This window comes from Bacteroides sp. AN502(2024) (genome assembly GCF_041227145.1).
GTDB lineage: Bacteria > Bacteroidota > Bacteroidia > Bacteroidales > Bacteroidaceae > Bacteroides.
This window is the reverse complement of sequence record NZ_JBGFSP010000004.1, coordinates 369293-391866: the sequence shown is the minus strand read 5'-3', so window position 1 is coordinate 391866 and position 22574 is coordinate 369293. Positions and strand designations below refer to the sequence as shown.

At 41.7% G+C, this 22574-nt stretch carries 26 protein-coding genes and 1 pseudogene; 15 read left to right on the top strand and 12 right to left on the bottom strand.

Features of this window, described 5'->3' with window-relative positions:
• Window positions 1–20: 20 nt before the first annotated feature.
• From AB9N12_RS16650 to AB9N12_RS16610, 9 genes and pseudogenes are all read left to right on the top strand, one after another.
• A pseudogene (locus tag AB9N12_RS16650) lies at window positions 21–355 on the top strand (PIG-L family deacetylase); the annotation flags it as partial.
• 66 nt (window positions 356–421) lie between these two features.
• Window positions 422–1006 carry a sugar transferase gene (locus AB9N12_RS16645; RefSeq protein ID WP_369893258.1) on the top strand — a complete coding sequence of 195 codons (585 nt, stop codon included), beginning with the start codon at window positions 422–424 and terminating at the stop codon, window positions 1004–1006.
• A gap of 47 nt (window positions 1007–1053) precedes the next feature.
• Window positions 1054–2199 (top strand): biotin carboxylase, encoded by a 1146-nt coding sequence (locus AB9N12_RS16640; RefSeq protein ID WP_369893257.1) that lies wholly within the window; start codon window positions 1054–1056, stop codon window positions 2197–2199.
• The gene (locus AB9N12_RS16635; protein ID WP_369893256.1) at window positions 2199–3095 is read left to right on the top strand and encodes an NAD-dependent epimerase/dehydratase family protein; all 897 of its coding nucleotides are present in this window, start codon (window positions 2199–2201) and stop codon (window positions 3093–3095) included. Before AB9N12_RS16640 ends, AB9N12_RS16635 begins: the two co-directional genes overlap by 1 nt.
• 122 nt (window positions 3096–3217) lie before the next feature.
• Complete coding sequence (locus AB9N12_RS16630) at window positions 3218–3895, top strand: PIG-L deacetylase family protein (RefSeq protein WP_369893255.1); 678 nt, start codon at window positions 3218–3220, stop codon at window positions 3893–3895.
• Between the two features lie 210 nt (window positions 3896–4105).
• Window positions 4106–4783, top strand: a complete 678-nt coding sequence (locus tag AB9N12_RS16625; RefSeq protein ID WP_369893254.1) for a hypothetical protein — start codon at window positions 4106–4108, stop codon at window positions 4781–4783.
• A gap of 2 nt (window positions 4784–4785) precedes the next feature.
• Entirely contained in the window at window positions 4786–5529 is a 744-nt protein-coding gene (locus tag AB9N12_RS16620) for a hypothetical protein (RefSeq protein WP_369893253.1), read from the top strand.
• A 137-nt stretch (window positions 5530–5666) separates the two neighbouring features.
• Window positions 5667–6104: a WbuC family cupin fold metalloprotein gene (locus tag AB9N12_RS16615; RefSeq protein WP_369893252.1), complete on the top strand. Its 438-nt coding sequence runs from the start codon at window positions 5667–5669 to the stop codon at window positions 6102–6104.
• 76 nt (window positions 6105–6180) lie between these two features.
• The gene (locus tag AB9N12_RS16610; protein WP_369893282.1) at window positions 6181–6414 is read left to right on the top strand and encodes a DUF4248 domain-containing protein; all 234 of its coding nucleotides are present in this window, start codon (window positions 6181–6183) and stop codon (window positions 6412–6414) included.
• 74 nt (window positions 6415–6488) lie between these two features.
• On the opposite strand, the gene AB9N12_RS16605 is transcribed toward AB9N12_RS16610, so the two are convergent.
• The 4 genes from AB9N12_RS16605 to AB9N12_RS16590 form a co-directional block, all read right to left on the bottom strand.
• Window positions 6489–6932 carry an N-acetylmuramoyl-L-alanine amidase gene (locus AB9N12_RS16605; RefSeq protein ID WP_369893251.1) on the bottom strand — a complete coding sequence of 148 codons (444 nt, stop codon included), beginning with the start codon at window positions 6930–6932 and terminating at the stop codon, window positions 6489–6491.
• Window positions 6933–6948: 16 nt separating this feature from the next.
• The gene (locus AB9N12_RS16600; protein WP_369893250.1) at window positions 6949–7047 is read right to left on the bottom strand and encodes a smalltalk protein; all 99 of its coding nucleotides are present in this window, start codon (window positions 7045–7047) and stop codon (window positions 6949–6951) included.
• 70 nt (window positions 7048–7117) lie between these two features.
• Complete coding sequence (locus AB9N12_RS16595; RefSeq protein ID WP_369893249.1) at window positions 7118–7606, bottom strand: HU family DNA-binding protein; 489 nt, start codon at window positions 7604–7606, stop codon at window positions 7118–7120.
• A 250-nt stretch (window positions 7607–7856) separates the two neighbouring features.
• Window positions 7857–10136: a DUF3987 domain-containing protein gene (locus AB9N12_RS16590; protein WP_369893248.1), complete on the bottom strand. Its 2280-nt coding sequence runs from the start codon at window positions 10134–10136 to the stop codon at window positions 7857–7859.
• 148 nt (window positions 10137–10284) lie between these two features.
• Here AB9N12_RS16590 and AB9N12_RS16585 point away from each other — a divergent pair, with 148 nt between their 5' ends.
• Together AB9N12_RS16585 and AB9N12_RS16580 are read left to right on the top strand one after the other, a co-directional pair.
• On the top strand, window positions 10285–10644 hold the full coding sequence (locus AB9N12_RS16585; protein ID WP_369893247.1) for a hypothetical protein: 360 nt from the start codon (window positions 10285–10287) through the stop codon (window positions 10642–10644).
• Window positions 10645–10876: 232 nt separating this feature from the next.
• Window positions 10877–11923: a mannose-1-phosphate guanylyltransferase gene (locus AB9N12_RS16580; RefSeq protein ID WP_369893246.1), complete on the top strand. Its 1047-nt coding sequence runs from the start codon at window positions 10877–10879 to the stop codon at window positions 11921–11923.
• A gap of 108 nt (window positions 11924–12031) precedes the next feature.
• Here AB9N12_RS16580 and AB9N12_RS16575 read toward each other — a convergent pair whose 3' ends face one another.
• From AB9N12_RS16575 to AB9N12_RS16560, 4 genes are all read right to left on the bottom strand, one after another.
• Window positions 12032–12322, bottom strand: coding sequence for a helix-turn-helix transcriptional regulator (locus AB9N12_RS16575; protein WP_369893245.1), 291 nt, complete (start codon window positions 12320–12322; stop codon window positions 12032–12034).
• The gene (locus AB9N12_RS16570; RefSeq protein ID WP_369893243.1) at window positions 12319–12672 is read right to left on the bottom strand and encodes a type II toxin-antitoxin system RelE/ParE family toxin; all 354 of its coding nucleotides are present in this window, start codon (window positions 12670–12672) and stop codon (window positions 12319–12321) included. The genes AB9N12_RS16575 and AB9N12_RS16570 overlap by 4 nt, the downstream gene beginning before the upstream one ends.
• Window positions 12673–12956: 284 nt before the next feature.
• Complete coding sequence (locus tag AB9N12_RS16565) at window positions 12957–13385, bottom strand: Hsp20/alpha crystallin family protein (RefSeq protein WP_369893242.1); 429 nt, start codon at window positions 13383–13385, stop codon at window positions 12957–12959.
• Between the two features lie 219 nt (window positions 13386–13604).
• Window positions 13605–14081, bottom strand: coding sequence for a hypothetical protein (locus AB9N12_RS16560; protein WP_369893241.1), 477 nt, complete (start codon window positions 14079–14081; stop codon window positions 13605–13607).
• Between the two features lie 598 nt (window positions 14082–14679).
• On the opposite strand from AB9N12_RS16560, the gene AB9N12_RS16555 reads away from it, so the two are divergent.
• Complete coding sequence (locus AB9N12_RS16555) at window positions 14680–15384, top strand: SGNH/GDSL hydrolase family protein (protein WP_369893240.1); 705 nt, start codon at window positions 14680–14682, stop codon at window positions 15382–15384.
• Between the two features lie 373 nt (window positions 15385–15757).
• Here AB9N12_RS16555 and AB9N12_RS16550 read toward each other — a convergent pair whose 3' ends face one another.
• Together AB9N12_RS16550 and uvrB are read right to left on the bottom strand one after the other, a co-directional pair.
• Entirely contained in the window at window positions 15758–15877 is a 120-nt protein-coding gene (locus tag AB9N12_RS16550; protein ID WP_369893239.1) for a type II toxin-antitoxin system RelE/ParE family toxin, read from the bottom strand.
• 54 nt (window positions 15878–15931) lie between these two features.
• The gene (gene uvrB, locus AB9N12_RS16545) at window positions 15932–17965 is read right to left on the bottom strand and encodes an excinuclease ABC subunit UvrB (protein WP_369893238.1); all 2034 of its coding nucleotides are present in this window, start codon (window positions 17963–17965) and stop codon (window positions 15932–15934) included.
• Window positions 17966–18238: 273 nt separating this feature from the next.
• Here uvrB and AB9N12_RS16540 point away from each other — a divergent pair, with 273 nt between their 5' ends.
• The 3 genes from AB9N12_RS16540 to AB9N12_RS16530 all read left to right on the top strand — a co-directional run bounded on the left by AB9N12_RS16540 (window position 18239) and on the right by AB9N12_RS16530 (window position 19945).
• On the top strand, window positions 18239–19042 hold the full coding sequence (locus tag AB9N12_RS16540; RefSeq protein WP_369893237.1) for an outer membrane protein assembly factor BamD: 804 nt from the start codon (window positions 18239–18241) through the stop codon (window positions 19040–19042).
• A gap of 14 nt (window positions 19043–19056) precedes the next feature.
• Window positions 19057–19392, top strand: coding sequence for a DNA-directed RNA polymerase subunit omega (locus AB9N12_RS16535; RefSeq protein WP_369893236.1), 336 nt, complete (start codon window positions 19057–19059; stop codon window positions 19390–19392).
• Between the two features lie 109 nt (window positions 19393–19501).
• Entirely contained in the window at window positions 19502–19945 is a 444-nt protein-coding gene (locus AB9N12_RS16530) for a DUF4293 domain-containing protein (protein WP_369893235.1), read from the top strand.
• A 76-nt stretch (window positions 19946–20021) separates the two neighbouring features.
• Here AB9N12_RS16530 and AB9N12_RS16525 read toward each other — a convergent pair whose 3' ends face one another.
• Both AB9N12_RS16525 and AB9N12_RS16520 read right to left on the bottom strand, forming a co-directional pair.
• Window positions 20022–20744, bottom strand: coding sequence for a porin family protein (locus tag AB9N12_RS16525; protein ID WP_369893234.1), 723 nt, complete (start codon window positions 20742–20744; stop codon window positions 20022–20024).
• A 7-nt stretch (window positions 20745–20751) separates the two neighbouring features.
• Entirely contained in the window at window positions 20752–22518 is a 1767-nt protein-coding gene (locus AB9N12_RS16520) for a LysM peptidoglycan-binding domain-containing protein (protein WP_369893233.1), read from the bottom strand.
• Window positions 22519–22574 lie beyond the last annotated feature (56 nt).

The window sequence follows — 22574 nt, the reverse complement described above, 5'->3', positions numbered from 1 at the left end:
AACGTTATTAAGCTAACATAATGAAATTTTTAGTAGTGGCGCATCCTGATGATGAAGTTCTCGGAGCAGATGCTTCGATATATAAATGGACGCATTCAAGAGAAACCGTTGATGTTGCCATAATGTGTACCGAAGCGAAAGCTCGCGCTTTTCGTCCTGAAGATATTGAGCTTGATGAGGATTTAAATGCTTCTTCAAAGTTTCTTGGTGTCAGCAGAAAATATGAGGCGACATTCCCTAATATCGAAATGAATACGGTTCCACATCTTTTAAACTTGTGCAATTTATAGAATCTACAATAAAAGACAGTGAGCCGGACGTAATGATTACACATCATCCTGCCGATACCAATAACGCATTGATGATACTGGAGAAGGACATTGAGTAGTATAATAAGTTATAGATTATTAAGATCCGTTATATGTATAAATATTTCTTTAAGCAAGTGATTGATGCCTCTCTGGCGGTATGTGGTTTGATAGTGTTCTGCATACCTATGTGTATTATTGCTATCTGCATTAAGTTTGACTCGAAGGGGCCGGTTTTCTTTAAACAGGTGAGGCTCGGAAAGGGGATGAAACTTATTACTGTGTTTAAGTTCCGCACGATGTGTAACCATGCTTACGAGATGGGAGGTATTGCAACGAGTGCGAGCGATAGCCGTATCACGAAGGTGGGTGCTTTCTTGCGCAGAACTTCGCTGGATGAGTTGCCTCAGATGTTTAACATCATCAATGGAACGATGGCGATTATTGGACCTCGTCCTATTTTGGATTGGGAGTTTGAACCATATAAGGAGAATGCTCAGTACTGCAAGCGTTATGATGTGAAGGCAGGTATGTTCTGCACAGTGGATATTGAGTACAGAGCTTCGGCTGACAGAGATTTGCAGTTCACGATGGATGCGGAGTATGCCGAGAACATTAGCTTGGGCAAGGATATCCATACGTTCTTTGCCATCTTTGCACCGGTGCTAACGGGCAAGGGTGTGTATAAAGAGGATTAAACTTTGCAACGAGAAACATTTTTTGAACAATATATAATTTTAAAGATATGAACAATCAGTATAACGGACACTTGTGCATTGTGTTTGCACTGGAGCATTACAATCCACTGAACATGATTCGTGCTTTGGGCGAGAATGGCATTAACCCTGTGTATATTTCGGTGAAGAGACGATATGAGGTGGCTACGAAGAGTAAGTATATCTCGGAACTGCATCGCGTCGATTCGGTGGAGGATGGTTTCAAGTTGCTGATGGCGGTATATGGCAATCTGTCTGAGGAGACAGGCAAGAAGCCATATATTGTGTTTTCGGACGATAAGTCGGTGGGCTACTTCGATGAGCACTATGACGAGTGGAAAGATAAGTTCATCACTTACAATGCAGGCAAGACAGGCAGAATCAACGAGTTCATGGACAAGTACGAGATTCAGCAGTGTGCCAAGCGTCATGGTTTCAATGTGCTGGACTCGTATGTGATCAGCAAGGATGACGAACTGCCTGAGAATCTGTGGTACCCGATCATCACGAAGGACATTTCGCCTAACTCTGGAAGCTGGAAGTTTGATGTTTACATCTGTCAGAACGAGCAGGAACTGAAGGAAGCTATCCAGAAGATTGAGAGTCCGCTGATTATGATTCAGCATTTCGTAGATAAAGAGAACGAAATGGCGCTGGAGGGTTATACTATCAACAAGGGTAAGGAGATGCAGATTGTGACTGAAATGAAGTGGAAGTACCTTATTCAGGGTTACTACAGTCCTTATCACGATGTGAAGATGTTTGAGAACAAGGAGATGGAAAAGAAGCTACAGGCCATGTTCGAGGAGATTGGTTTCGAGGGCGTGTTTGAGGTGGAGTTCCTGATTGACAAGGACGGCACCTACTACTTTATGGAGACCAACTTCCGTGCCTCTGCATGGAATCCCACTTGCAAGTTTGCCGGCATGCCTCTGCCATACCTGTGGATTAAGGGTATGGAAAACGGCTACATTGACTCGGCTGACCGTAAGGAGTTTGAGCCGTTCACCAGTATGAGTGAGGTGATTGACTACGGCAAGCGAGTGGAGGGTGGTATGTGTTCTTTGGCAGAATGGTTACGAGATTTCAAGGATGCAAAGTGTGTGTATATCTATGACAAGGAAGACAGGGGTCCTTGGGATGAAGTGATTAAGAATTTTGATAAATTCAAGTAATGGAGAAACTGTTGTTTACCGGAGGAACAGGATTTCTCGGACGAAATATTAAGCCTATACTTGACAAGACGTATGAGGTGACGACAATCGGCATTATGGATGCGGATATGATTAAGGCAAATTTTGTGACAGATACACCTGTATTACCTGAACGTTATGATGTAGTATTGCATGCTGCAGGCAAGGCGCATATCTATCCCAAGACTGAGGCTGAGCGTAAGTCATTCTATGACGTGAATCTGACCGGTACCATCCATCTGTGTGATGCATTGGAGAAGGTCGGTCTGCCCAAAGCATTCGTATTTATCTCAAGTATGAATGTATATGGTGATGAGCCTGGAAAGATGGACACAGAGGATAGCCGCCCGTTGAGTGGTGACAGTCCGTATGCGGATAGTAAGATTAAGGCAGAGGAATACCTAACCACGTGGTGTAAGAAGAAGGGCATTAAGTTGGGTATTCTGCGTCCTTCGCTTTTGGCAGGTAAGGGAGCCCCAGGTAATCTGGGTGCTATGGTTAACGGTATCCGTACAGGTATATATCTGAGTATTGCTGGTGGTAAAGCAAAAAAGAGCATGCTCATGGTGGATGATATTGCATACCTTGTTCCGTTGTTGGTTGAAAAGGGTGGTACGTACAATGTGTGTGACGATCATTACCCTTCGTTTCGGGAACTGGAGAAGACAATTGCTAGGCAGTTAGGCAAGCGTGTGCCTATAAGCATACCATACTGGATGGCAAAATGTTTGGCTCTAATAGGTGATAAACTGTCGTTTTTCCCAATCAACTCTAAACGTCTGAATAATATCGTTACATCCGACTTGTTCAGTAACGAGAAGGCAAAGCGTGAGTTAGGTTGGAAACCTATGGACGTATTGGAGAATTATAAGATATGAATCTGTCTCCATTTTATTGGATGACGAAAACTGGAAAAATAATACTGCAACTCGTAGCGAAAGCTATAAATAAAGGCTATAGCTTCAATCTGTAATTCTTTTATAATTATATCGTATAAAAAATGAAATACTTATTAGTAGTAGCACATCCCGATGATGAAGTCCTCGGAGCAGGTGCATCTATGTGGAAATGGACACATGAAGGTGATGAGGTTGATGTGGCAATCATGTGTACGGAGGCCAAAGCTCGTGCATTCCGTCCTTCTGATGAGGAATTGGAGGGTGATACGGATACTGCCGTTTCTTTCCTTGGTGTGAAGAAAAAGTATGAGGCGACATTCCCGAATATCGAGATGAACACAGTACCTCACCTGAAACTGGTGCAGTTCATAGAAAGTGCCATAAGAGAAAGTGAGCCTGATATTATTATCACTCATCATCCTGCAGATACAAATAACGACCATCTTCAGACATCAATGGCCTGTCAGGAGGCAATTCGCTTGTTCCAGCGCCAGCCAAGTGTGAAGCCTGTGAAGGAGTTCTGGTATATGGAAGTTCCTTCATGCAGTGAATGGGCAATCAATGACGCCATGAATTTGTTCCGTCCTAACTGTTATGTTGAGGTGGGCAAGGAAGGCGTGGATGCCAAATGCAGGGCATTGGCTATGTACCGTGGCGTAATGCGTCCATATCCTCATCCCCGCAGCAATGAATATATTTCAGGTTTGGCTGCAATGCGGGGCAGTCAGTGGGGATGCCGTTATGCAGAGGCGTTTCAAGTGGTGTTAAGGCGCTATTAATATTTTACTTATGAAATATTTGGAAACTGTTCAAAAATTGTGGAACACATTGACCGAAGTACTTTTGGACCATTTGAGAGTTGCTGAAATAATTATGTGATGGAATTATTGATGTTTAATCCCTATAAACTTGTGAGTTATGAGAAAAACACTAACTTTGTACATTACAAATGTGCGCTTAGACGCAATTTTCTAATTAATATATTGAATATGAAACAATTAGTGTCCAATCTTTATCACTTTGTCTTTGGAGAAGAAGTGCGTACCAACGGTATGGATGCCGATGGTACTATTCGTGTGGCGGCTGGAGATCCGACGTTGAGTGTAACTCCATTGAAAGGTCTTGAGTTGTTACCAGATAGGGTTCCGTGTGAAAACTCAATGTTGGACATCTCCGGGTATAGACATCCTGAAGAACCCAGAATATTTACTGTTGAAGGCTCATCCATGTCACCGGAGGACATTTCTAATGGCGATAAATTATTATGTATAGAAGTCGATGCAATAAAGTCGATTGAACAAGGAAAACTTGCGGTAATTGCTGTTGATCGGGAATATTATAAATCTAAAAACAAAGAGTTGAAGTTTGATTATAAGTTGCGTCATACCTTATTTAATGTTCCGGTAGGAATCTCTATCGAGAAGTTGATTGACTTTTTGAAAAAGATAACTAATAGTATCTTCTTGGTAGAGAACCAAGAAAACTTAAAGACCAAATATAATGAGGCTATTGGGTTTTATGGCAATGAAAGAGAACTTATGCTGTCAGTCACCTATCGAAAAGGAAAATTGCGTTATTCTTTCCATCCGATTGATTTAATAAAGTACGTTGCAGAGTATGTATTAAAGCATAATGGAGAAGAATGGAGAGCTAAAAAACTTGAATAGAAATGTCGGAAATAGAATGTGTCAATCTACTTGCATTCATACAATTTATAATCGCTTTTGATTTTGGACTATACTATCTTGATGATAAACACGCACTGACTAAAATATATCGCAAATATCAGATGGATTTAAGAACATCGGTACAAGCGATATTGGAACGTGCCAATGAAACTATAAAAGAGAGTCTAAAAAGTGAGAATGAGGAATGTATTTTAAAAAGTGCCTATTTGGATAAGGCTTATCGCCGTTTAAAATATCTGACTGATGAAAATCAACTCAATTTAGAAGGATGTGGCTTTACCGGTCTGTATGCCGGATTGTATGGATTTTTGTGTTTATTTTGCATAGGAATATTGGGCTGCCAGTATGATACAATCATTAAAACTTATATTCTCGTTAGTTCTCAGGTATTTTTATTTTTAGAACTGTTGATATCTGTGTATAATTTTACCCAAGGGGATTGTAAGGAATACAGTAGAAATACATGGGCAAATATAAAACTTATTATATTCATCATACTATTGGCTGTTGGAGTTTCATTTTTAGATTGGACTTATAAGTGTTTTCCGGAATTTGAACTTCCGTTTATTGTTATGAGCCTAATAGTGCTACTCTTTCCTCTTATTCTATTGGTAGGGTATATAATAATTTCTCGTATAATAGTGAAAGCTCTGAAAATAAAATGTGAGTGTCGCATTCAAAAAGTGAAGAAATGCCTAAAAAACAAAGCCAAGTCGCAAGATTAGAAATTAGACATGAAATATGTTTAAAATTGCAGCTGATGTAATGGCATTCTATCAGCTCGGCATATTGCATTGGTCAATATGGTGGATAATATTCTGAATCTAATAGCGTATCTCGCATCATTGAAACAATAACGATTATGGAATTTGATAAAGATTTATTAGGCAAGCTATTTAAACAAGCTAAGGAGAATCCACGTTTGCGTCAGAATTTCGACCTGCGCACTTCATCCGCTGATACCAGTCAACGTATGCTCAATGCATTGATTCCGGGAACTAAAGTGCCTATCCATCGGCATGAAGATACCACAGAAACTGTAATCTGTCTGTGTGGCAAGTTGGATGAAGTTATTTACGAAGAAGTTATTTTGTATGAGAATAGTACACCCGGACTTCCACGGGGTATGGATGTGCAGGATGTATCTCGTAAGGTATCTTATCGAGAAGTGGAACGCATTCGTCTTAATCCTGCGGAAGCCCGATATGGCTGTCAAATCCCCCAAGGTGCATGGCATACAGTAGAAGTGATTGAGCCTTCGGTGATATTCGAGGCCAAGGACGGAGCGTATCAACCATAAAATAATAGCCGATTTCTTTGTTTATCTGTTGAAATATTTGTAACTTTATAGCGTATAAAACAGTAATGAAGAAATGATGGAACAATCAGAATTTGTAGTGAAATGTTATAATAAACAGGAGTTGGCGCAGATGTATTTCCCGGATTTGACAATCCGCGCTTCGGTCAATAAGCTCCGGAGGTGGATGCGGAGGTGCAAGCCGTTGATGGATGAGATACTGTCCACGGACTTTCATCCGAAGACCAAGGCGTTTTCCGTGAGGGAAGTGCGGTTGATAACCTACTACTTGGGAAAGCCGGGAGAGCTATAGATGATATGAAATGATATAAACATAAAAAAGAACTACGGAAGTCTGCACTTTCGTTGACTCCCGTAGTTCTTTTTTTATATATTCATATACTCCTTGCGACTGTCAAAACAGGGACAAGCCTTATGAATCGAAGCGCTGAGCTGATAGTGCCCCAGGATTTGCGCATCGGGATACTGATGCCTGAGAATCGTCAACAGGTCGATCAGGGCGAAGCGCTGTGCCTGTGTCCTGGTGTCTGCCGGACTGCCTTTTTCATCCAATCCGCCTTCATAACAAATCCCAATGCTATGCCGGTTGAAACCTCGCACATGCGCACCGGGTTCCGATACGGATCGGCAATGATGCAGCTCCCCGTTGCGGGTGATGTAAAAATGATACCCAATATCCTTGAAGCCTCGTTGCAGATGACATTGTCGAAGCTGCTCTACAGTGAAGGGAACATTGCAGCGCGTTGCGCTGCAATGAATCACCAACAATTTAATCTCACGCGGGAGATAGCTTTTTTCTGAATTTTCCATATCGGTCAGCAGGAGATTAATGTCCCATACAGGAGGTTGCCCCGATAGCGGAAATGATCGAAGTCGCGATGGTCACGATAAAATGGAGAATGTTTTTCCAAAGTTGCTTTTTCATATAAAATCAAATTAGAGAATAAATACTACTGATACCTCATGAACTCAAGACCCCATCCGTAATTGACGGATTAAGTTGTCGGGTCCGGAGCTTCCTCACCGGCGGAACCTCCCGGATTATCATCTTCACCGGTGTCGGGAAGCGGTTCTTTATCCGAATCCGTGGAAGCATCACTCTTATACAATGTATAATCCAATGTCTTGCACAACTTGCGGAGATCGCTTCCCGGATAGAAGAGCACTTTGCCCTTGTCGATGCACGATGCCTTGAATTCCTTTGCCGTATCGGTAGGAGTACCGGTCCTGATACTCATGCGGAAGTTACCCAGGTCGCCCATCTGGACGATATTCCCTTCGTTCAGTACATTGACGATTTCGAGCAGAAACTCTCCGATACATCCTTCCAGCTCCCCTTTGGAGTATGAGGACCGTTCGGTGATACGTTTACAGACCTCCTTGACCGTCACTTTACGACTGCTACGCGCCACCGCGTAGAACTTCGGAGCTTCATCAGGTTTCAACAGGTTCTTGCGAGCCATGATAGTGTAATTCTGTGCCATAACTTTCAAACTTTAAATGGTTAATTTTTAAATTGCCTTGTAATCGATTACCTGACAAAAGTACTACATCGTGCAAGCTGCATGACGCTTAGTGACGCACACAGACGCACAGAAAAAAGAAAAAAACATTGGGAGATTTGTCTTGGAATTTCCCAATGTTTGAGTTCGATCATCGGGATGTTTTTTTCAAATCTCCCCATGTTTTTCCGGAGGCTTCAAAAGGACAAAAGGACAAAAAGGACATATAGTACTATTGATCATTTATCTTGGTATAGGATCCATGTGATATCTTATTGATTTTTAATCCGTTGAGTGATTTTAGCAGGCGTGTTACCTTGCGGTGGCTGAAATCGTATTTTGCGCCAATAAGAATCGCTTCATCCGTCGTGAAATTGTCGGGCAACTCTTGGACGAAATGACGGATGGTGTCAGGATTCTTTAATGGACGGACAGAAGGGGGCGGTATGGAGGAGTGCAGCAGCCGGCTGTGTTCGTAACAACATAGGACGATTTGAAGGGAACGCTCGAAATCAGCGTCCGTACAATAAATCTCGGGAGAGAGATCGTTTGCTTCGAATTGTCGGATACGGGTCTGGATCATGCTGATACGCATCACCAGGAAAGCGTACCGTTTCACTACGGCTTGAAGATCATCATTGCCTTCCAATGCCACCTCGGAGAGCATGCGTGAGAAAATAGAATTCAGGCGGTTCCATTGCGGGCGGCTGAAATGAAAAAGAGCCGGATGTGCCAGGCAGAAGTGATATAATTGGGAGACACGATGCGCAATCGGCTTGAAGGAATCTTCCAGTGAGATACTGTCATCGCCCATTTCTTTCCAGCGCGGAGCCTCCCGGAAAGTGTAAATCAGGGTGCGGCTGGGTAATCCGTTTTCGTAGCTGCTCAACAGACCGTCTATTTGTCCGGGAGTGCCCGTCAGCAGCAAAGCCAGTTTGGGATGGCGTATATAGATCGGGATGAGACCGTTGGCTTTGTAGGAGGAATCTATATTTTCGTGCTCGAATGCTTTGCGGAGCATATCGTCGAAATTTCCACAGTCCAGGCGGTTGGCTGTGGATAGCGTTTGTGCTTCCGTGTCGAAAATGATGCTCCCCTGCGAACCGTTGTCCTGCATCTGTATCTGCATACGGGTATAGCTGGTGGTGGCAGGTATGAACAGCATTTTGAAAGGAGGCCGTTGCGGTTCTTCGGAGCATGCGTCTCCCTTCTTCTTCCGTTTTTGACATTCCGATTGCCAGTCGGTATGTGCGGTCCGGTAGTTTTTCATCCCGGATTCACTGGCAGTCAGGATTTCCGCATGTATCTCCTCCAGCAGGTACCGTCCGGTTTGTGCGATGCTTTTACCGCTGGCGGCAGGCGAGAGTATGACGGTGAATAGGTGTGGAGAGTATTTCTTGTGATTATAGATTCCGAAAGTCTGCGGAAGTGCCGCGCTCAAGGCTGTGAGATCGGAAAGGAGAGAGACGTCTTGCTCCCGTTCGCTTCCATCCTCAATGATACAGTCATTCAACAGATCGGGAAGATTATTGTACAAATCCCGGGGAAATAAAGGCGTTTCTTTCCGGAATTCTTCTCCGCACCAATAGGTTTCGTCATCGGAAGTGGAATTTTCCATAGTGCTATATGTCCTTTTTGTCCTTTTGTCCTTTTGAAAGGAAGGGCCGGTGGTCGGGGAGGAAGCAGGTGTTTGTTCGTTAACTTGCTTATATCCAGATGATAATACGCTTTTCAGCTCTTCGGAACTGAAATCCGTGTGCTCGAAAAATGCGGTAAGTTCACGTAATATGTCTTCTTGGGGATAGTGTCGGCGACAGGCCTCGCAGGCGAGTTTGAAGACGTTGGAATGGCGTTGTCCGGCTGTCAGCGGATGAAAGAAAATATAGGACGAAATGAATCGGGCGATCTCTTTTTCGGATGCCTTTTCCGGAGGACTGTTTTCCTCTTTCACGAACGTTTCCAAGACAAATGCCTGATAGATACCAGCAACATAACCGTTGGGGGAATAGCTGAAATAACAGAGGCGGCTTTCATCTTTGCACGCCGGATCGCTTTCCAATCCGAGCAATCGATTGTAATAACGGCTTACCAGTTGTTGTCCCTCACGATGGCGGCCTTCGATACCTTCCACATAGGCGAAGACTTTCACACCATCGGTCGGGCTCTCTATCGCTGCCACTGTATGGGGATCTGCCGCACATCGTCGGATGACTTCCTGGCGATTGGCTACATGGTCGTAATCAAGCCCGACAATACGACTGGGAAGAAGAAAGTGCCTGATGGCGTGCGCTCCGTCAAAGGTGCCTGCCGGAGTGAAGCAGGGGAGCCGGCTTTTCAATTTCTGTGCGGCGGCATGGTCTCCTTCCGCATGATATCGGCGGATGGCGTTGATAATCGTTGCATGAACAGGACGGATACACCCGGTGATGACTTCAAGGAAAGACATGACTTTGGGCTTTTTGGAATACACGTTTTCGTAAACCGAGACTTTGATTTCTTCTAAAACTTTCATAATCTTTTTTGTAGGATTGCGCCATCTGACTATCAGATAACAGGGGCAAAGGTTGGGATATTAAAAATAGGGATGCTTTTCTATGTGAAAAGCACTTGATAAAGCAAATATAAACCGGAGAATTATTAACCATTAATCATAAAACAGTATGACTAGAGAAAAACGGGAGTCTTATGAGTTTCTAAGCAATTTGGTATTGGCTTTAATGGATACGGACAGTGTCTTTGTTAATGCTTTTTTCATCAATGAACTAGCCATTTCTTCCAGAACATTGAGCGGGATCAGACGGGGAGAGGATATGCGCATTTATCAGTATGTACGGGTGATCCGGTGTATGACGGAGTCTCTTCATTTAATGATTCAGCCGGATGTGTTGCTGAAGGAATTAAGAACCGTATTGTCTTCCAATCGTGAGCTGGTGGTTGCTACGGTTCCTCGTTGTTCTCACGGGAGTTGTCAGCCGCAAGAGTGGGTGAGGGTCATACAGTGGGATGGGGTGAGAGTGTGATACGAAATATGTAGGTCCCTAACTTCATGCTACACACATGAAGATCCCTACATTTTGCAGGTCAGGAAATATACAGCGGTGTATTCCTGATCAACGCCCTCATGTCGGTGTAAATCCGATGTGATTTCTATTATACCAACTGTCTGTGAAGATCGTTGGTATAATTTTTTTGTAATTTAGAATATTTTGGAGTAAATTGCGCAATTATTTTTAAAACAGGAGAATGATAGGTATGGAAAATCATGTTGTAATAATGGCCGGAGGGGTAGGGAGTCGTTTTTGGCCGATGAGCACCCCGGAATGTCCTAAACAATTTATTGATGTAATGGGATGCGGACGGTCACTGATTCAGTTGACGGCAGATCGCTTCGACGGTGTTTGCCCCAGAGAAAATATGTGGGTGGTAACCTCTGAGAAATACATCGATATGGTTCGGAAGCAATTGCCGGAGATTCCGGAAAGTAATATTTTAGCGGAGCCTTGTGCACGAAATACGGCACCCTGTATTGCGTATGCTTGCTGGAAGATCAAGAAAAAACATCCGAATGCCAACATGGTAGTAACCCCTTCGGATGCATTGGTCATCGATACGGGAGAATTCCGTAGAGTGGTGGAGAAGGCCCTTCGTTTCACGGATGATGGCAGTGCTATTGTGACAATAGGTATTCAACCGTCTCGTCCGGAGACCGGATATGGATATATTGCTGCTGCCAGCCCACTTCAAACGGATAAGGAAATTTTTACAGTAGACGCATTCAAGGAAAAACCGGATAAAGAAACTGCCGAAAAGTACTTGGCAGAGGGCAATTTCTTCTGGAATGCGGGAATTTTTGTGTGGAATGTGCGTACTATCACTTCTGTAATGCGTGTGTATGCTCCGGGTATCGCACAGATTTTTGATCGCATTTTCCCGGATTTCTATACGGAAAAAGAAAATGAGACAATCAAAAAATTATTCCCGACTTGCGAAAGTATTTCGATCGACTATGCAGTGATGGAGAAAGTGCAGGAAATTTATGTACTGCCGGCTTCTTTCGGGTGGTCGGATTTGGGTACATGGGGAGCACTTCGCGGCTTGCTCCCACAGGATAAATCCGGAAATGCATCGGTAGGAGCCGATGTCCGCTTGTATGAGAGCAAAAATTGCATAGTCCATGCCAGCGAAGAAAAACGGGTCGTCATTCAAGGACTGGATGGATATATCATCGCAGAGAAAGACAATACGTTATTGATTTGTAAGCTGGAAGAGGAACAACGGATTAAAGAGTTCTCGAAATAAAGATTGTTTCGTTTGCTACTATTTGTGTGGTGTCATTCCTTTCATTCAGCTGATATTCAATTAAAAGAGGGCGTACCAAAAGCTTATTTTGATACACCCTCATTATTGTTATATTTGCACTTCGATATTTAATTTTCCACCAAGTCCACGTTCTACGATATCAAATAATGTTTTGAGAGTAATATTTTCTCCATTGTTTTCAACTTTTGATATGAATGTACGTTTCTTGTCAATGCGACTTGCAAGCTCTGCTTGTGTCATATCTAATTTTTCTCTGGCACTTCGTATCTTAAAGCCAATGCGCAAAGCCTCAAGTTCTCGCTCAAGTCTGTCTCGTTTCGGTGCTCCAACTTCACCGTAATACTCATTTTTGATTTGGTCTAATGTCTTTGTATTCATTCTAAGCTCTCCTTTTCTTTTTCTTTATAATAGTCGGTCATAAGCCGTTCTGCTCTTTTTATTTCTTCTGGTGGTGTTTTTTGTGTCTTTTTCTGAAAGCCACTTAACAAAACAATCAATTTATTACCGTCAAAGAAACAAAAAATGCGGAAGATATTATTGCCTAGTTGCACGCGAACCTCAAATAGTCCATTAGTACCTTCTATGTATTTTAGATATGTTGTTGGGATTCGGTCTATCTGCTCAATAATATCTAGCACTTTGATGATTTTATCGCGAATCTTCTGTGGTTGTTTTTTGAAAAAATCGTCAAAATATTCTTTATATGTTATGACTTCTCTTACTTTCATTTTACAAAGGTAATTTATAAATTACATAAAAGCAATTTTAGACTACTTTTTCTTTAATTTTTCTCGTCATTTATTCTTTCTCTTTATCGAACTATCGGGGTATTTTTATTAACTATCGGAATTGTTGCTTTTGGTAGTCGTGTTTAATAATTGGGCAGTGATTAGCTATCGGAAGAATAATTAAAGATAATACTATAAAAACAGCTCATTTCCTTTTAAGGGGAAATGAGCTGTTTTTAATCTTTCACATTACCGTCTCCGGTGAATGGTAAGTGGTTACTGTATTACTTAATTTCGATTTGTTTATTTGGCTTCTTAATTTCTTCTTCAGAAAGTTTCGGAAGGTCGATGTTTAAAACACCATTTTCTACAGATGCAGCAATCTTTTCTTTGTCTACATTATCCGGTAGAATCATTGTTTGCTGGAACTTAGAGTATGAGAATTCGCGACGCAGATAGCGACCTTCTTTCTTTTCCTCCTTGTTTTCACTCTTCTTCTCCATGCTGATAACGAGGTTATTGTCTTCATCAATGCGAACATTGAAATCCTCCTTCGTCATACCAGGAGCAGCCAATTCCACTTTGTATTCTTTTTCTGTTTCCAAAACATTAATTGCAGGTGCAGTAGCATTTGCTTTTACCATCCAATCGTTATCAAAGAAATCATTAAAGATACTTGGTAACCAATTTTGAGTTCTTCTAACAGGTGTCATAATTTTAGTCTCCTATCTTTAAGTTAAACATTCAATTCATAAATCTTGAACTCGGTATTTGCACTTCCGATGTACCGGTTGTTCCGGTTTTCGTCATCCGCTTTCGAACCGTTGTTCGCTTTTATAAATGCAAACCTTATGCCAAGAGACTTTAAAGGCTAAAATTGTCTATTTGTCATTGTAATAATGCCAAATTTACCATATAGGTGACAAAATGTATTATTTCTTCTCGATCAGTTTGAATCTTATTCTTAGTGTTTGCCTTTCATCGTCATAATCATGACTAATGATTTTAAAGGTACCCACTTCAGAAGTATTGGATACATGTAATCCGATGCAGGCACAAGTATCATAATCTCCAATGCGGACAATGCGAAGAGTTTCACTTGCATCGGCGGGCAGCTTACTTAAATCTACGATATCTTTGGCTTGTTCATGAGTCATAAACTCAACAGTCACAGGCAGGTTCCGACCGATTATTTCATTTACTTTATCTTCAACGGACTGGATTTGTTCCGCTGTCGGACATGACGGAAGTGTATAGTCACATTTGCTCTTTTTTCTTTCGATGTGGGCATTGCGAGAACGTGGGCAACCGAAGGTTTTTACCATGGTTGCATTGAGTAGATGCTCTGCTGTATGCATGGGAGGATACTCCTGCTTGTTGTGATCGTTGAGTTGAATTGGTTGTTCCATTACTATTTACTGTGATTAATATATTTATTGAATAATTCTATATGAAGACCTGTACATTTTACTTTTACTATGTGTTGCTTATCCGTTAAAAAGCAGGTCGGAGTAGCTTGTGCTTGTCGTTTTTCATAATTCATCCAAATAATACTATCTTCTTTTAGATAATTGGCTTCGGTTATTAGATCTTGTGAATATAGGTCTGTGATACTGAATAAGCAGATGAATAATAAGTATAATTTGTTCATGGCATTTTGTATTATTAGAGCGATATAAAATAGTTTGCGTTTCATGTTCCTGATAATAATTATGACTTTACAAAAATACTATTTTTTGGAGGGAAAACAAGCATATAGATATAAAAAAAGGAGCAACGCCTTGCTCCAACCTTTGTTAACCTTAAATCTAATACTATGAAAAACACATTGCAAAGGTACGGACTTTTGCGACAATAGCAAATAATTCAAGAAAAACAATATGTTATATAACATAGATTAAGAAAAAACTCCTTCGACTTAACGGTTATTTGTTGTTTTGGATGCCTATATATGGAGTTTTTTTTATCTTTGCATAAAATATCATATTACTAATACTTAATATAAACATGGATAAAAGAAGATGGGGTCAATGGATATTATTGGCTGTTGTTTGCTTGAGTTTCTCGGTAGGAGAAAGCTATGCACAGAAAAATGATTTTGCTAATCTACGTCGTTATTCAAAAGAAAATGCTGCACTTCCACAAGCGACCAAGAAAGGCAAGCGGGTTATTTTCATGGGAAATTCCATTACGGAAGGATGGGTAAGGACTCATCCCGATTTTTTCAAATCAAACGGTTATATTGGCCGTGGAATCAGTGGGCAGACTTCCTATCAATTCTTGTTACGTTTTCGGGAAGATGTGATTAATCTTTCTCCTGCTTTAGTGGTGATTAATGCCGGAACAAATGATGTCGCTGAAAATACACAAGCTTATAATGAAGATTATACATTCGGAAACATCGTTTCTATGGCGGAACTGGCGAAAGCGAATAAAATAAAAGTAATTTTGACTTCCGTATTGCCTGCTGCCGCATTTAAGTGGAGAATGGAAATAAAAGATGCTCCACAGAAGATTCAAGCTTTGAATGCTCGTATAGAGGCTTATGCTAAAGCTAATAAAATTCCGTTCGTTAATTATTATAAGGCAATGGTGGCCGGCGATCATCAAGCCTTGGATCCTCAATATACAAAAGATGGAGTTCATCCGACGAGCGAGGGATATGATATCATGGAACCGTTGATTAAAAATGCCATAGAGAAGGCGCTTTGATTTATCATCACTTGAAGTAGGAGTAATCCGACTATAAAAAAAGGGGAGGATTGCATGAATAGATTCAGTCGTAATGAACGATCAGTCTATATCTGAAATCCTCCTATTTATTCTTTAGAGAGTTTCCGTTATATCTTTTCCAGCTGATGACGTATAGACATAAAAAAAGGAGCAACGCCTTGCTCCAACCTTTGTTAACCTTAAATCTAATACTATGAAAAACACATTGCAAAGGTACGGGATTTCGGTAACTTTGCAAATTATCAATCCTTAATTGATGATTTTATAATATTAATTAATAAATTGAGCGCTAAAATACAGGTTTGTTAAGAGTTCTATTCTTTGATAATCATTGTGTAATATAAGAGTTTACTTATTCATTCAGCATATTGTAATAGTCTTCTGCCTGTCGTTCCGACCATTCATCGAGGGTATGGTTCCAGATATCGGCAAGGTCTTCGACAGCTTTGTGCGTTAAACGATACTTAGCCATTGGAGTGTGCTGCTTTCAGTGTCTATGTCCGAATGTCTTGAAATGTGGAAGGTCTTATCCCCATTTCTCTTTCATCAAATCCTCCAGTTTCAGCAATTCGTCACGATACTGTGCGGCTTCAATAAAATCCAGTTTCTTGGCTGCTTCCTGCATCAGTTTACGGGTGCGTTCGATACTCTTTTCCATTTGCGGTTTACTCATATATTGTACCACCGGATCGGCAGCGATATTGGGCGTGTCAGGTTCAATATAAGCATGTTTCTCTTTCTGCCATTCATTTGCTTCGGAGTTTGCATTACCGAATACGTCCAGATTTCTAGCCTTCTTGATTTGTTGCGGAGTAATGCCGTTTGCTTCGTTGTATGCCAACTGTTTTTCACGGCGGCGGTTAGTCTCGTCGATGGTCAACTTCATGCTGTCCGTCATTTTGTCGGCGTACATGATAACTTTGCCGTTCACATTACGGGCCGCACGTCCTGCCGTTTGCGTCAGCGAACGGTGGGAGCGGAGGAATCCTTCTTTGTCTGCATCGAGGATAGCGACGAGAGACACTTCCGGAAGGTCGAGTCCCTCGCGGAGCAGGTTGACTCCGATAAGTACGTCATAGACTCCTTGCCGGAGATCGTCCATAATTTTCACGCGTTCCAATGTATCGATATCGCTATGGATATAATTGCATCTTACCTGATTATTAAGAAGATATTCTGCCAGTTCTTCTGCCATTCGTTTGGTCAGTGTAGTGACGAGCACGCGCTCTTCCTCTTCAATGCGGAGCTGGATCTCTTCCATTAAATCGTCAATCTGATTAAGACTCGGACGCACTTCGATGACAGGATCGAGCAGACCCGTAGGACGAATCACCTGCTCTACGACGATACCTTCTGACTGAATCAATTCATAATCTGCCGGTGTGGCGCTGACGTAGATTACCTGTTTCGCCATCTCCTGAAACTCTTCAAATTTCAACGGACGGTTGTCCATAGCCGCAGGCAATCGGAACCCATATTCCACCAGATTGACTTTACGTGCACGGTCTCCTCCGTACATCGCACGGATTTGAGGTACGCTTACGTGGCTTTCATCGATAACGATCAGGAAATCATCCGGAAAGAAGTCGAGCAAACAATAAGGACGAGTACCGGCAGCACGACCGTCGAAATAACGGGAGTAGTTTTCAATTCCGGAACAATGTCCCAATTCCCGGATCATCTCCATATCATAAGTTACTCGCTCATATAGTCGTTTGGCCTCGTATTCTTTGCCGATAGACTCGAAGAAAGCTACTTGCTTGGTCAGATCGTCCTCTATTTCATGAATAGCACGGAGAGTAGCCTCTTTGGTAGTCATGAACAGGTTGGCCGGGTAAATCTTGTAGGCATCAAATGGGGCTATAGTAACTCCGGTGATAGGGTTTACCTCTTCGATGCCGTCAATCTCATCCCCCCAAAAGGTGACACGCAGCAGGTTGTCGGTATAAGCCAGACAAATATCCACCGTATCCCCCTTGACCCGGAAATTCCCACGGTTCAAGTCAATATCATTGCGGACATACAAGCTGTCTACCAGGCGACGTAAAAACACATTGCGGTCCATCGTCCGTCCCCGCTCTATTTCGATGACATTTTTGTAGAAGTCTGAAGGATTTCCCATACCGTAAATGCAAGATACGGAAGAAACCACTATCACGTCTTTTCGCCCGGAGAGCAGGGCGGAAGTGGCGGCGAGCCGGAGTTTGTCTATTTCGTCATTGATGGCGAGATCTTTTTCTATATATGTATCACTGCTCGGTAGATAAGCTTCCGGCTGGTAATAATCATAATAAGAAACATAATATTCTACCGCATTGTTGGGGAAAAATCCTTTAAACTCACTGTAGAGCTGGGCGGCCAGTGTTTTGTTATGGCTCAAAATCAAGGTAGGTTTATTGATATTGGCAATCACATTGGCTATGGTAAATGTTTTCCCCGACCCGGTCACTCCCAATAAAGTCTGTGCGGGAACTCCCCGGAGTACCCCTTCGGTAAGCTGTGCGATAGCTTCCGGCTGATCTCCGGTAGGTTTGTAAGCTGATGTTAGTTCATAATTCATAGTTAAATCCTAAAAAGTGGAGCAATATTCGCTAAAATAATCGAGATAACAAATCATTTTTCCAAATAAATCCTTTACGTTTGCAACATATCAATATCAAGAAACAGGTTCATACTATTAGTAATACCGGAAACAATACATACCGTTACTATGGCAATTCGACCTCATTTTTTCTCCTTTTGTCGATGTTTAACGCCTTTTATGTATTAAAAAACACAGATTAATTGCTAAATTCCCAACGAATAAGTAACTTTGCGCATTATTTTTAATAGGATGAAGAAAAATATCATTATATCTTTGCTTGCGGCGGCTACCCTTACATCATGTGGGGAGTATAACAAATTGCTGAAAAGCACCAATTATGAATACAAGTACGAAGCCGCCAAAAACTATTTCGCGAAGGGACAGTACAACCGTTCGGCTACGTTGTTGAATGAGTTGATAACCATTATGAAAGGAACCGATAAAGCGGAAGAATCTTTGTATATGTTGGGAATGAGCTACTATAATCAGAAAGATTATCAGACAGCTGCCCAGACATTTACCACCTACTTCAACACCTATCCTCGTGGCTCTTTTACTGAACTGGCACGTTTCCATGCTGGTAAAGCTTTATTTCAGGACACTCCGGAACCACGTTTGGACCAGTCAAGCACTTATCAGGCTATCCAGCAGTTGCAGATGTTCATGGAATATTTCCCGAACAGCATCAGGAAACAGGAAGCACAGGATATGATTTTTGCTTTACAGGATAAACTGGTTTTGAAGGAGCTTTATTCAGCAAAGCTATATTATAATCTGGGTAATTATTTGGGGAATAACTATGAATCTTGTGTAATCACTGCTCAGAATGCATTGAAGGATTATCCTTATACTGATTATCGTGAAGAACTTTCCATTTTGGTTCTGCGTGCCAAACATGAAATGGCTATCTATAGCGTGGAAGACAAGAAAATGGATCGTTACCGCGAAACGATTGATGAGTATTATGCTTTTAAGAATGAGTTTCCGGAAAGTAAATATTTGAAAGAAGCCGAGAAGATATTCAATGAATCACAAAAAGTAATTAAAGACTAAATTTAAATAGATTTATGGACTACAAAAAAACGAATGCTCCTGCTACAACAGTAACCCGTGACATGATGGATCTCTGTGCTGATACAGGTAATATTTATGAAACAGTTGCCATTATCGGTAAGCGTGCTAATCAGATCAGTGTAGAAATCAAAAACGATCTTTCTAAGAAATTGGCAGAGTTTGCTTCTTACAATGACAATTTGGAAGAAGTGTTTGAAAATAGAGAGCAAATCGAAATTTCTCGTTATTATGAGAAATTACCGAAGCCGGACTTGATTGCTACGCAAGAATACATCGAAGGGAAGATATATTATAAGAATCCGGCTAAGGAGAAAGAAAAACTTCTGTAAGTTGTTTCTCTGACGAAGATTTTGATAGTCAAGTAGTAAGTGGGATGATGGTCCCTGCTTCTTATTGCTTGGCTATTATTGTTTAACTCAACTACTATTTAGAATACTTATGATTCAACGAATTCAGACTGTTTATTTATTGATTGTCACAGGATTGCTGATTACAGCCATGTGTTTGCCGATGGGATACTTTATTGATGCCATGGGGGAGCATCCTTTTAAGGCGTTAGGGGTGGAACTAAGCGGTGCTGTTCAGTCTACATGGGGCTTATTCGGAATTCTGATGCTTAGCACCATCGTGGCTGTGGCTACCATCTTTTTGTATAAGAACCGTATGTTACAGATTCGCATGACAATTTTCAACAGCTTATTATTGGTAGGTTATTACGTTGCTTTTCTCGCTTTTTATTTTGCATTGAAGAATGATGAAAATATGTTCCGCATAGGCTGGGCGTTGTGTCTGCCACTTGTTTCTATCATCTTGAATATATTGGCTGTTCGTGCTATCGGACGGGATGAGGTAATGGTAAAGGCTGCGGATAGATTGAGATGATATTTCCCCTTTTTGACTATGACTGAATATGGTTTGATATCCCCTCCCCGGAGGATGAAGAAGGGGAGGGGCAATTTTATTTCTTCAAGTCAAATAAGTATGTGAGCTTTATGGTAATGGTACCATGTGCTGCACGGGCGAAATAATCTTTCTTTGTAGTACTGTAAAAATCAGACAGGGCAAAGTAGTAGCGCCCTTCAACGATGAAGCTACCGGCTTTCTTTGTTCTGAGTTCTATACCACCGCCACCGGCAATACCATAGTCGAATTTATTTTGGATCTTGACTCCGTACACGGCTTTTTGTGTGTTGGAAAGCTGGTCCATGTTTACACCTGAAATCGTTTCAGACTCTCCGATGAGAAAGCTGATTTGTGGCCCTGCATGAACAAAAAATTGTAATCCTCGATCTCGTCCGAAAGCGAGGTGTGCGAGGAAAGGGATATCGATATATGTCATTTTGCGGGTGTATGTTTGAGTAGGGTCTTTCACCATCTCTCCATTCTCTCCCGGCATCTCAAACAATTGGTCCCAGCCTCGTTGCGAGAAATTTAATTCGACCTGTGCACCACAAATCATGGCAAAATACTTTTCGGATATATAACGTGCGGTCAACCCTCCGGTAATTCCCATCAAGCTATTTTGTTTGATGGTGGGGGTAAAAGAAGCACTGTTTAAATTGACACCTCCATTGATGCCGACTGATAAATTGCTTCGTGCTTCCCCGATTTGAGCCGTGGCGGGAAGGGCCAATCCTGTCAATAGGAGCGTTGCGATCAAAAATGGTTTTATCTTTATCATTCTCGTATTATTCGAAGTCAAGTTTTACTAATTCAAAATTCTTAGTGAAACGTATGAAGAACACTTTTTTATTAATAAATCCTCCCCAGTTATTCACCCGTTGGAATTTGAACCCGGTCTGGATGGGAGTCAGATTCATCTTAGACAGATTGTTTTCCAGTTCCGAGCCATAGAGCGATAATCCTTTCAGGAAGAAGAAACCGGTGTCGAAGCCAAGCATTGCGTAATTGGGATATTTGCTTGCCAAGTCTTTGCTATACCATTTATGGTAAGCGTTGGTAAACTGCACAGCTGCCGGAAACAATGTATTCGTATAGAATGAAGAATAGAAATATACATCCAGCTCAAAGAAGTTTTCCAGATAATCTTTGGTATGGGTCTGCCATTCGGGATAGCCGAACAGATGAATACGCTCTGCAGGATTCTCTCTGACTAGCAGTGTCAGTTGGGGAAGTACCTTAATCAGTAAGACATCATCGCCTGAGGTCGGAATGAAGATATTCTCTTTATCACTGCGGAGCGATGCTTTCAACGTCTCTTTCGTTGCGCTTTCGCTGACTGTTTTCATGGAGATTCCTTTGCTTCTCAACTCTTGTTTCAAGCCGTTGATAAATTCCGCTTTCTCCTTATCGACATTCACCGGTTCTATGAAGATAACATGTGCATGGGGAAATTGACGGGTGAAGTGTTCGTAAACCTCCGAATATAAATAAGATTGAGGTGTGTTGATCTGATATACTGACGGATTATTGAATACTTCTTCTCCTTTTTGAGAGAAAGGAATCACCAGACGTATGTCGTTTTTCTTTGCGAAGTCAGACAATGGTTTTATTTGATTCTGATGCATCGGACCGAAGATGATATTCATCTTTTTCATCTCGTTCTTGGCAAGAATCGTATTTAATGTAGAAACATTTCTTCCACAGTCATATACATATAAGTCAAGAGAAGTACCTGTACGCTTCAGACTATCTACTGCTATCAGGAAACCTTCGTAATATTCCACCATGCGTTTGTCTTCCTGAAAGGGAAGCAATAATGCAGCCTTAATGGTGGACAGCTTTTGGGGAGCCTCTTTACTTTTGCTGAAAAGTTCGCTATTGCTGGGAGGAATAGCGTATGGATTTTCTTTCTGCGTGGGCTGTACGGTCTTTGCTGACGGATAAGGGATGCAAAGGAACTGGCCTTTTTTCATCCCCTTTGTCAGTTCCGGATTGGCTGCAACCAACTCCTGCTCGCTGATTCCATATTTACGGCTCACACTGAAAATAGTCTCTTTGCGCTTTACCTTATGCATATCCTTGCATCTCGGAACAACGGGGCCTTGAATGGTAGTCTCTCCAGCAGGCGTTTGAGGGGTAGTAGCGGTTTGCTGTTCTTTTTTCTGAGGAATCAGGATAACTTGCCCGATGCGGAAATTTTCGGCACTCAATCCGGGGTTTGCTTCACAAATATCTTTCGCAGATACATGATATAGGGTGGTTAGTTTGTATAGTGTTTCTCCGGCTTGAATCGTGTGGAATGTTTCCCCCTTTTGGCTCTCTTTCCCTGTAGGAATTTTAATCGTTTGTCCGGCATAAATCTTTTCGTCACAACCCGGATTCAGGCGTATGATGTCTGACGTTGTGACATTATACATCTTGGAGATGGAGTATAAGCTTTGTCCTTTCTCGATGGTATGCAAGAAATAGGATTGGTTTTCCTGTGCATAACTGATAGCATGTGAAACGCTTATAAAAAGCAGAAATAAGAATATTCGGTTTATCGGTTTCATCAAATTATAACTATTGGTTCTTGAAATCAAGCAACAAAGGTACAAATAATGCCCTA

Excerpts from the sequence above, each read along its gene's own strand:
- AB9N12_RS16645 (WP_369893258.1), top strand. The coding sequence starts at position 422 with ATGTATAAATATTTCTTTAAGCAAGTGATTGATGCCTCTCTGGCGGTA.
- AB9N12_RS16640 (WP_369893257.1), top strand. The coding sequence starts at position 1,054 with ATGAACAATCAGTATAACGGACACTTGTGCATTGTGTTTGCACTGGAG.
- AB9N12_RS16635 (WP_369893256.1), top strand. The coding sequence starts at position 2,199 with ATGGAGAAACTGTTGTTTACCGGAGGAACAGGATTTCTCGGACGAAAT.
- AB9N12_RS16630 (WP_369893255.1), top strand. The coding sequence starts at position 3,218 with ATGAAATACTTATTAGTAGTAGCACATCCCGATGATGAAGTCCTCGGA.
- AB9N12_RS16625 (WP_369893254.1), top strand. The coding sequence starts at position 4,106 with ATGAAACAATTAGTGTCCAATCTTTATCACTTTGTCTTTGGAGAAGAA.
- AB9N12_RS16620 (WP_369893253.1), top strand. The coding sequence starts at position 4,786 with ATGTCGGAAATAGAATGTGTCAATCTACTTGCATTCATACAATTTATA.
- AB9N12_RS16615 (WP_369893252.1), top strand. The coding sequence starts at position 5,667 with ATGGAATTTGATAAAGATTTATTAGGCAAGCTATTTAAACAAGCTAAG.
- AB9N12_RS16610 (WP_369893282.1), top strand. The coding sequence starts at position 6,181 with ATGGAACAATCAGAATTTGTAGTGAAATGTTATAATAAACAGGAGTTG.
- AB9N12_RS16605 (WP_369893251.1), bottom strand. The coding sequence starts at position 6,932 with ATGGAAAATTCAGAAAAAAGCTATCTCCCGCGTGAGATTAAATTGTTG.
- AB9N12_RS16600 (WP_369893250.1), bottom strand. The coding sequence starts at position 7,047 with ATGAAAAAGCAACTTTGGAAAAACATTCTCCATTTTATCGTGACCATC.
- AB9N12_RS16595 (WP_369893249.1), bottom strand. The coding sequence starts at position 7,606 with ATGGCACAGAATTACACTATCATGGCTCGCAAGAACCTGTTGAAACCT.
- AB9N12_RS16590 (WP_369893248.1), bottom strand. The coding sequence starts at position 10,136 with ATGAAAGTTTTAGAAGAAATCAAAGTCTCGGTTTACGAAAACGTGTAT.
- AB9N12_RS16585 (WP_369893247.1), top strand. The coding sequence starts at position 10,285 with ATGACTAGAGAAAAACGGGAGTCTTATGAGTTTCTAAGCAATTTGGTA.
- AB9N12_RS16580 (WP_369893246.1), top strand. The coding sequence starts at position 10,877 with ATGGAAAATCATGTTGTAATAATGGCCGGAGGGGTAGGGAGTCGTTTT.
- AB9N12_RS16575 (WP_369893245.1), bottom strand. The coding sequence starts at position 12,322 with ATGAATACAAAGACATTAGACCAAATCAAAAATGAGTATTACGGTGAA.
- AB9N12_RS16570 (WP_369893243.1), bottom strand. The coding sequence starts at position 12,672 with ATGAAAGTAAGAGAAGTCATAACATATAAAGAATATTTTGACGATTTT.
- AB9N12_RS16565 (WP_369893242.1), bottom strand. The coding sequence starts at position 13,385 with ATGACACCTGTTAGAAGAACTCAAAATTGGTTACCAAGTATCTTTAAT.
- AB9N12_RS16560 (WP_369893241.1), bottom strand. The coding sequence starts at position 14,081 with ATGGAACAACCAATTCAACTCAACGATCACAACAAGCAGGAGTATCCT.
- AB9N12_RS16555 (WP_369893240.1), top strand. The coding sequence starts at position 14,680 with ATGGATAAAAGAAGATGGGGTCAATGGATATTATTGGCTGTTGTTTGC.
- AB9N12_RS16550 (WP_369893239.1), bottom strand. The coding sequence starts at position 15,877 with ATGGCTAAGTATCGTTTAACGCACAAAGCTGTCGAAGACCTTGCCGAT.
- uvrB (WP_369893238.1), bottom strand. The coding sequence starts at position 17,965 with ATGAATTATGAACTAACATCAGCTTACAAACCTACCGGAGATCAGCCG.
- AB9N12_RS16540 (WP_369893237.1), top strand. The coding sequence starts at position 18,239 with ATGAAGAAAAATATCATTATATCTTTGCTTGCGGCGGCTACCCTTACA.
- AB9N12_RS16535 (WP_369893236.1), top strand. The coding sequence starts at position 19,057 with ATGGACTACAAAAAAACGAATGCTCCTGCTACAACAGTAACCCGTGAC.
- AB9N12_RS16530 (WP_369893235.1), top strand. The coding sequence starts at position 19,502 with ATGATTCAACGAATTCAGACTGTTTATTTATTGATTGTCACAGGATTG.
- AB9N12_RS16525 (WP_369893234.1), bottom strand. The coding sequence starts at position 20,744 with ATGATAAAGATAAAACCATTTTTGATCGCAACGCTCCTATTGACAGGA.
- AB9N12_RS16520 (WP_369893233.1), bottom strand. The coding sequence starts at position 22,518 with ATGAAACCGATAAACCGAATATTCTTATTTCTGCTTTTTATAAGCGTT.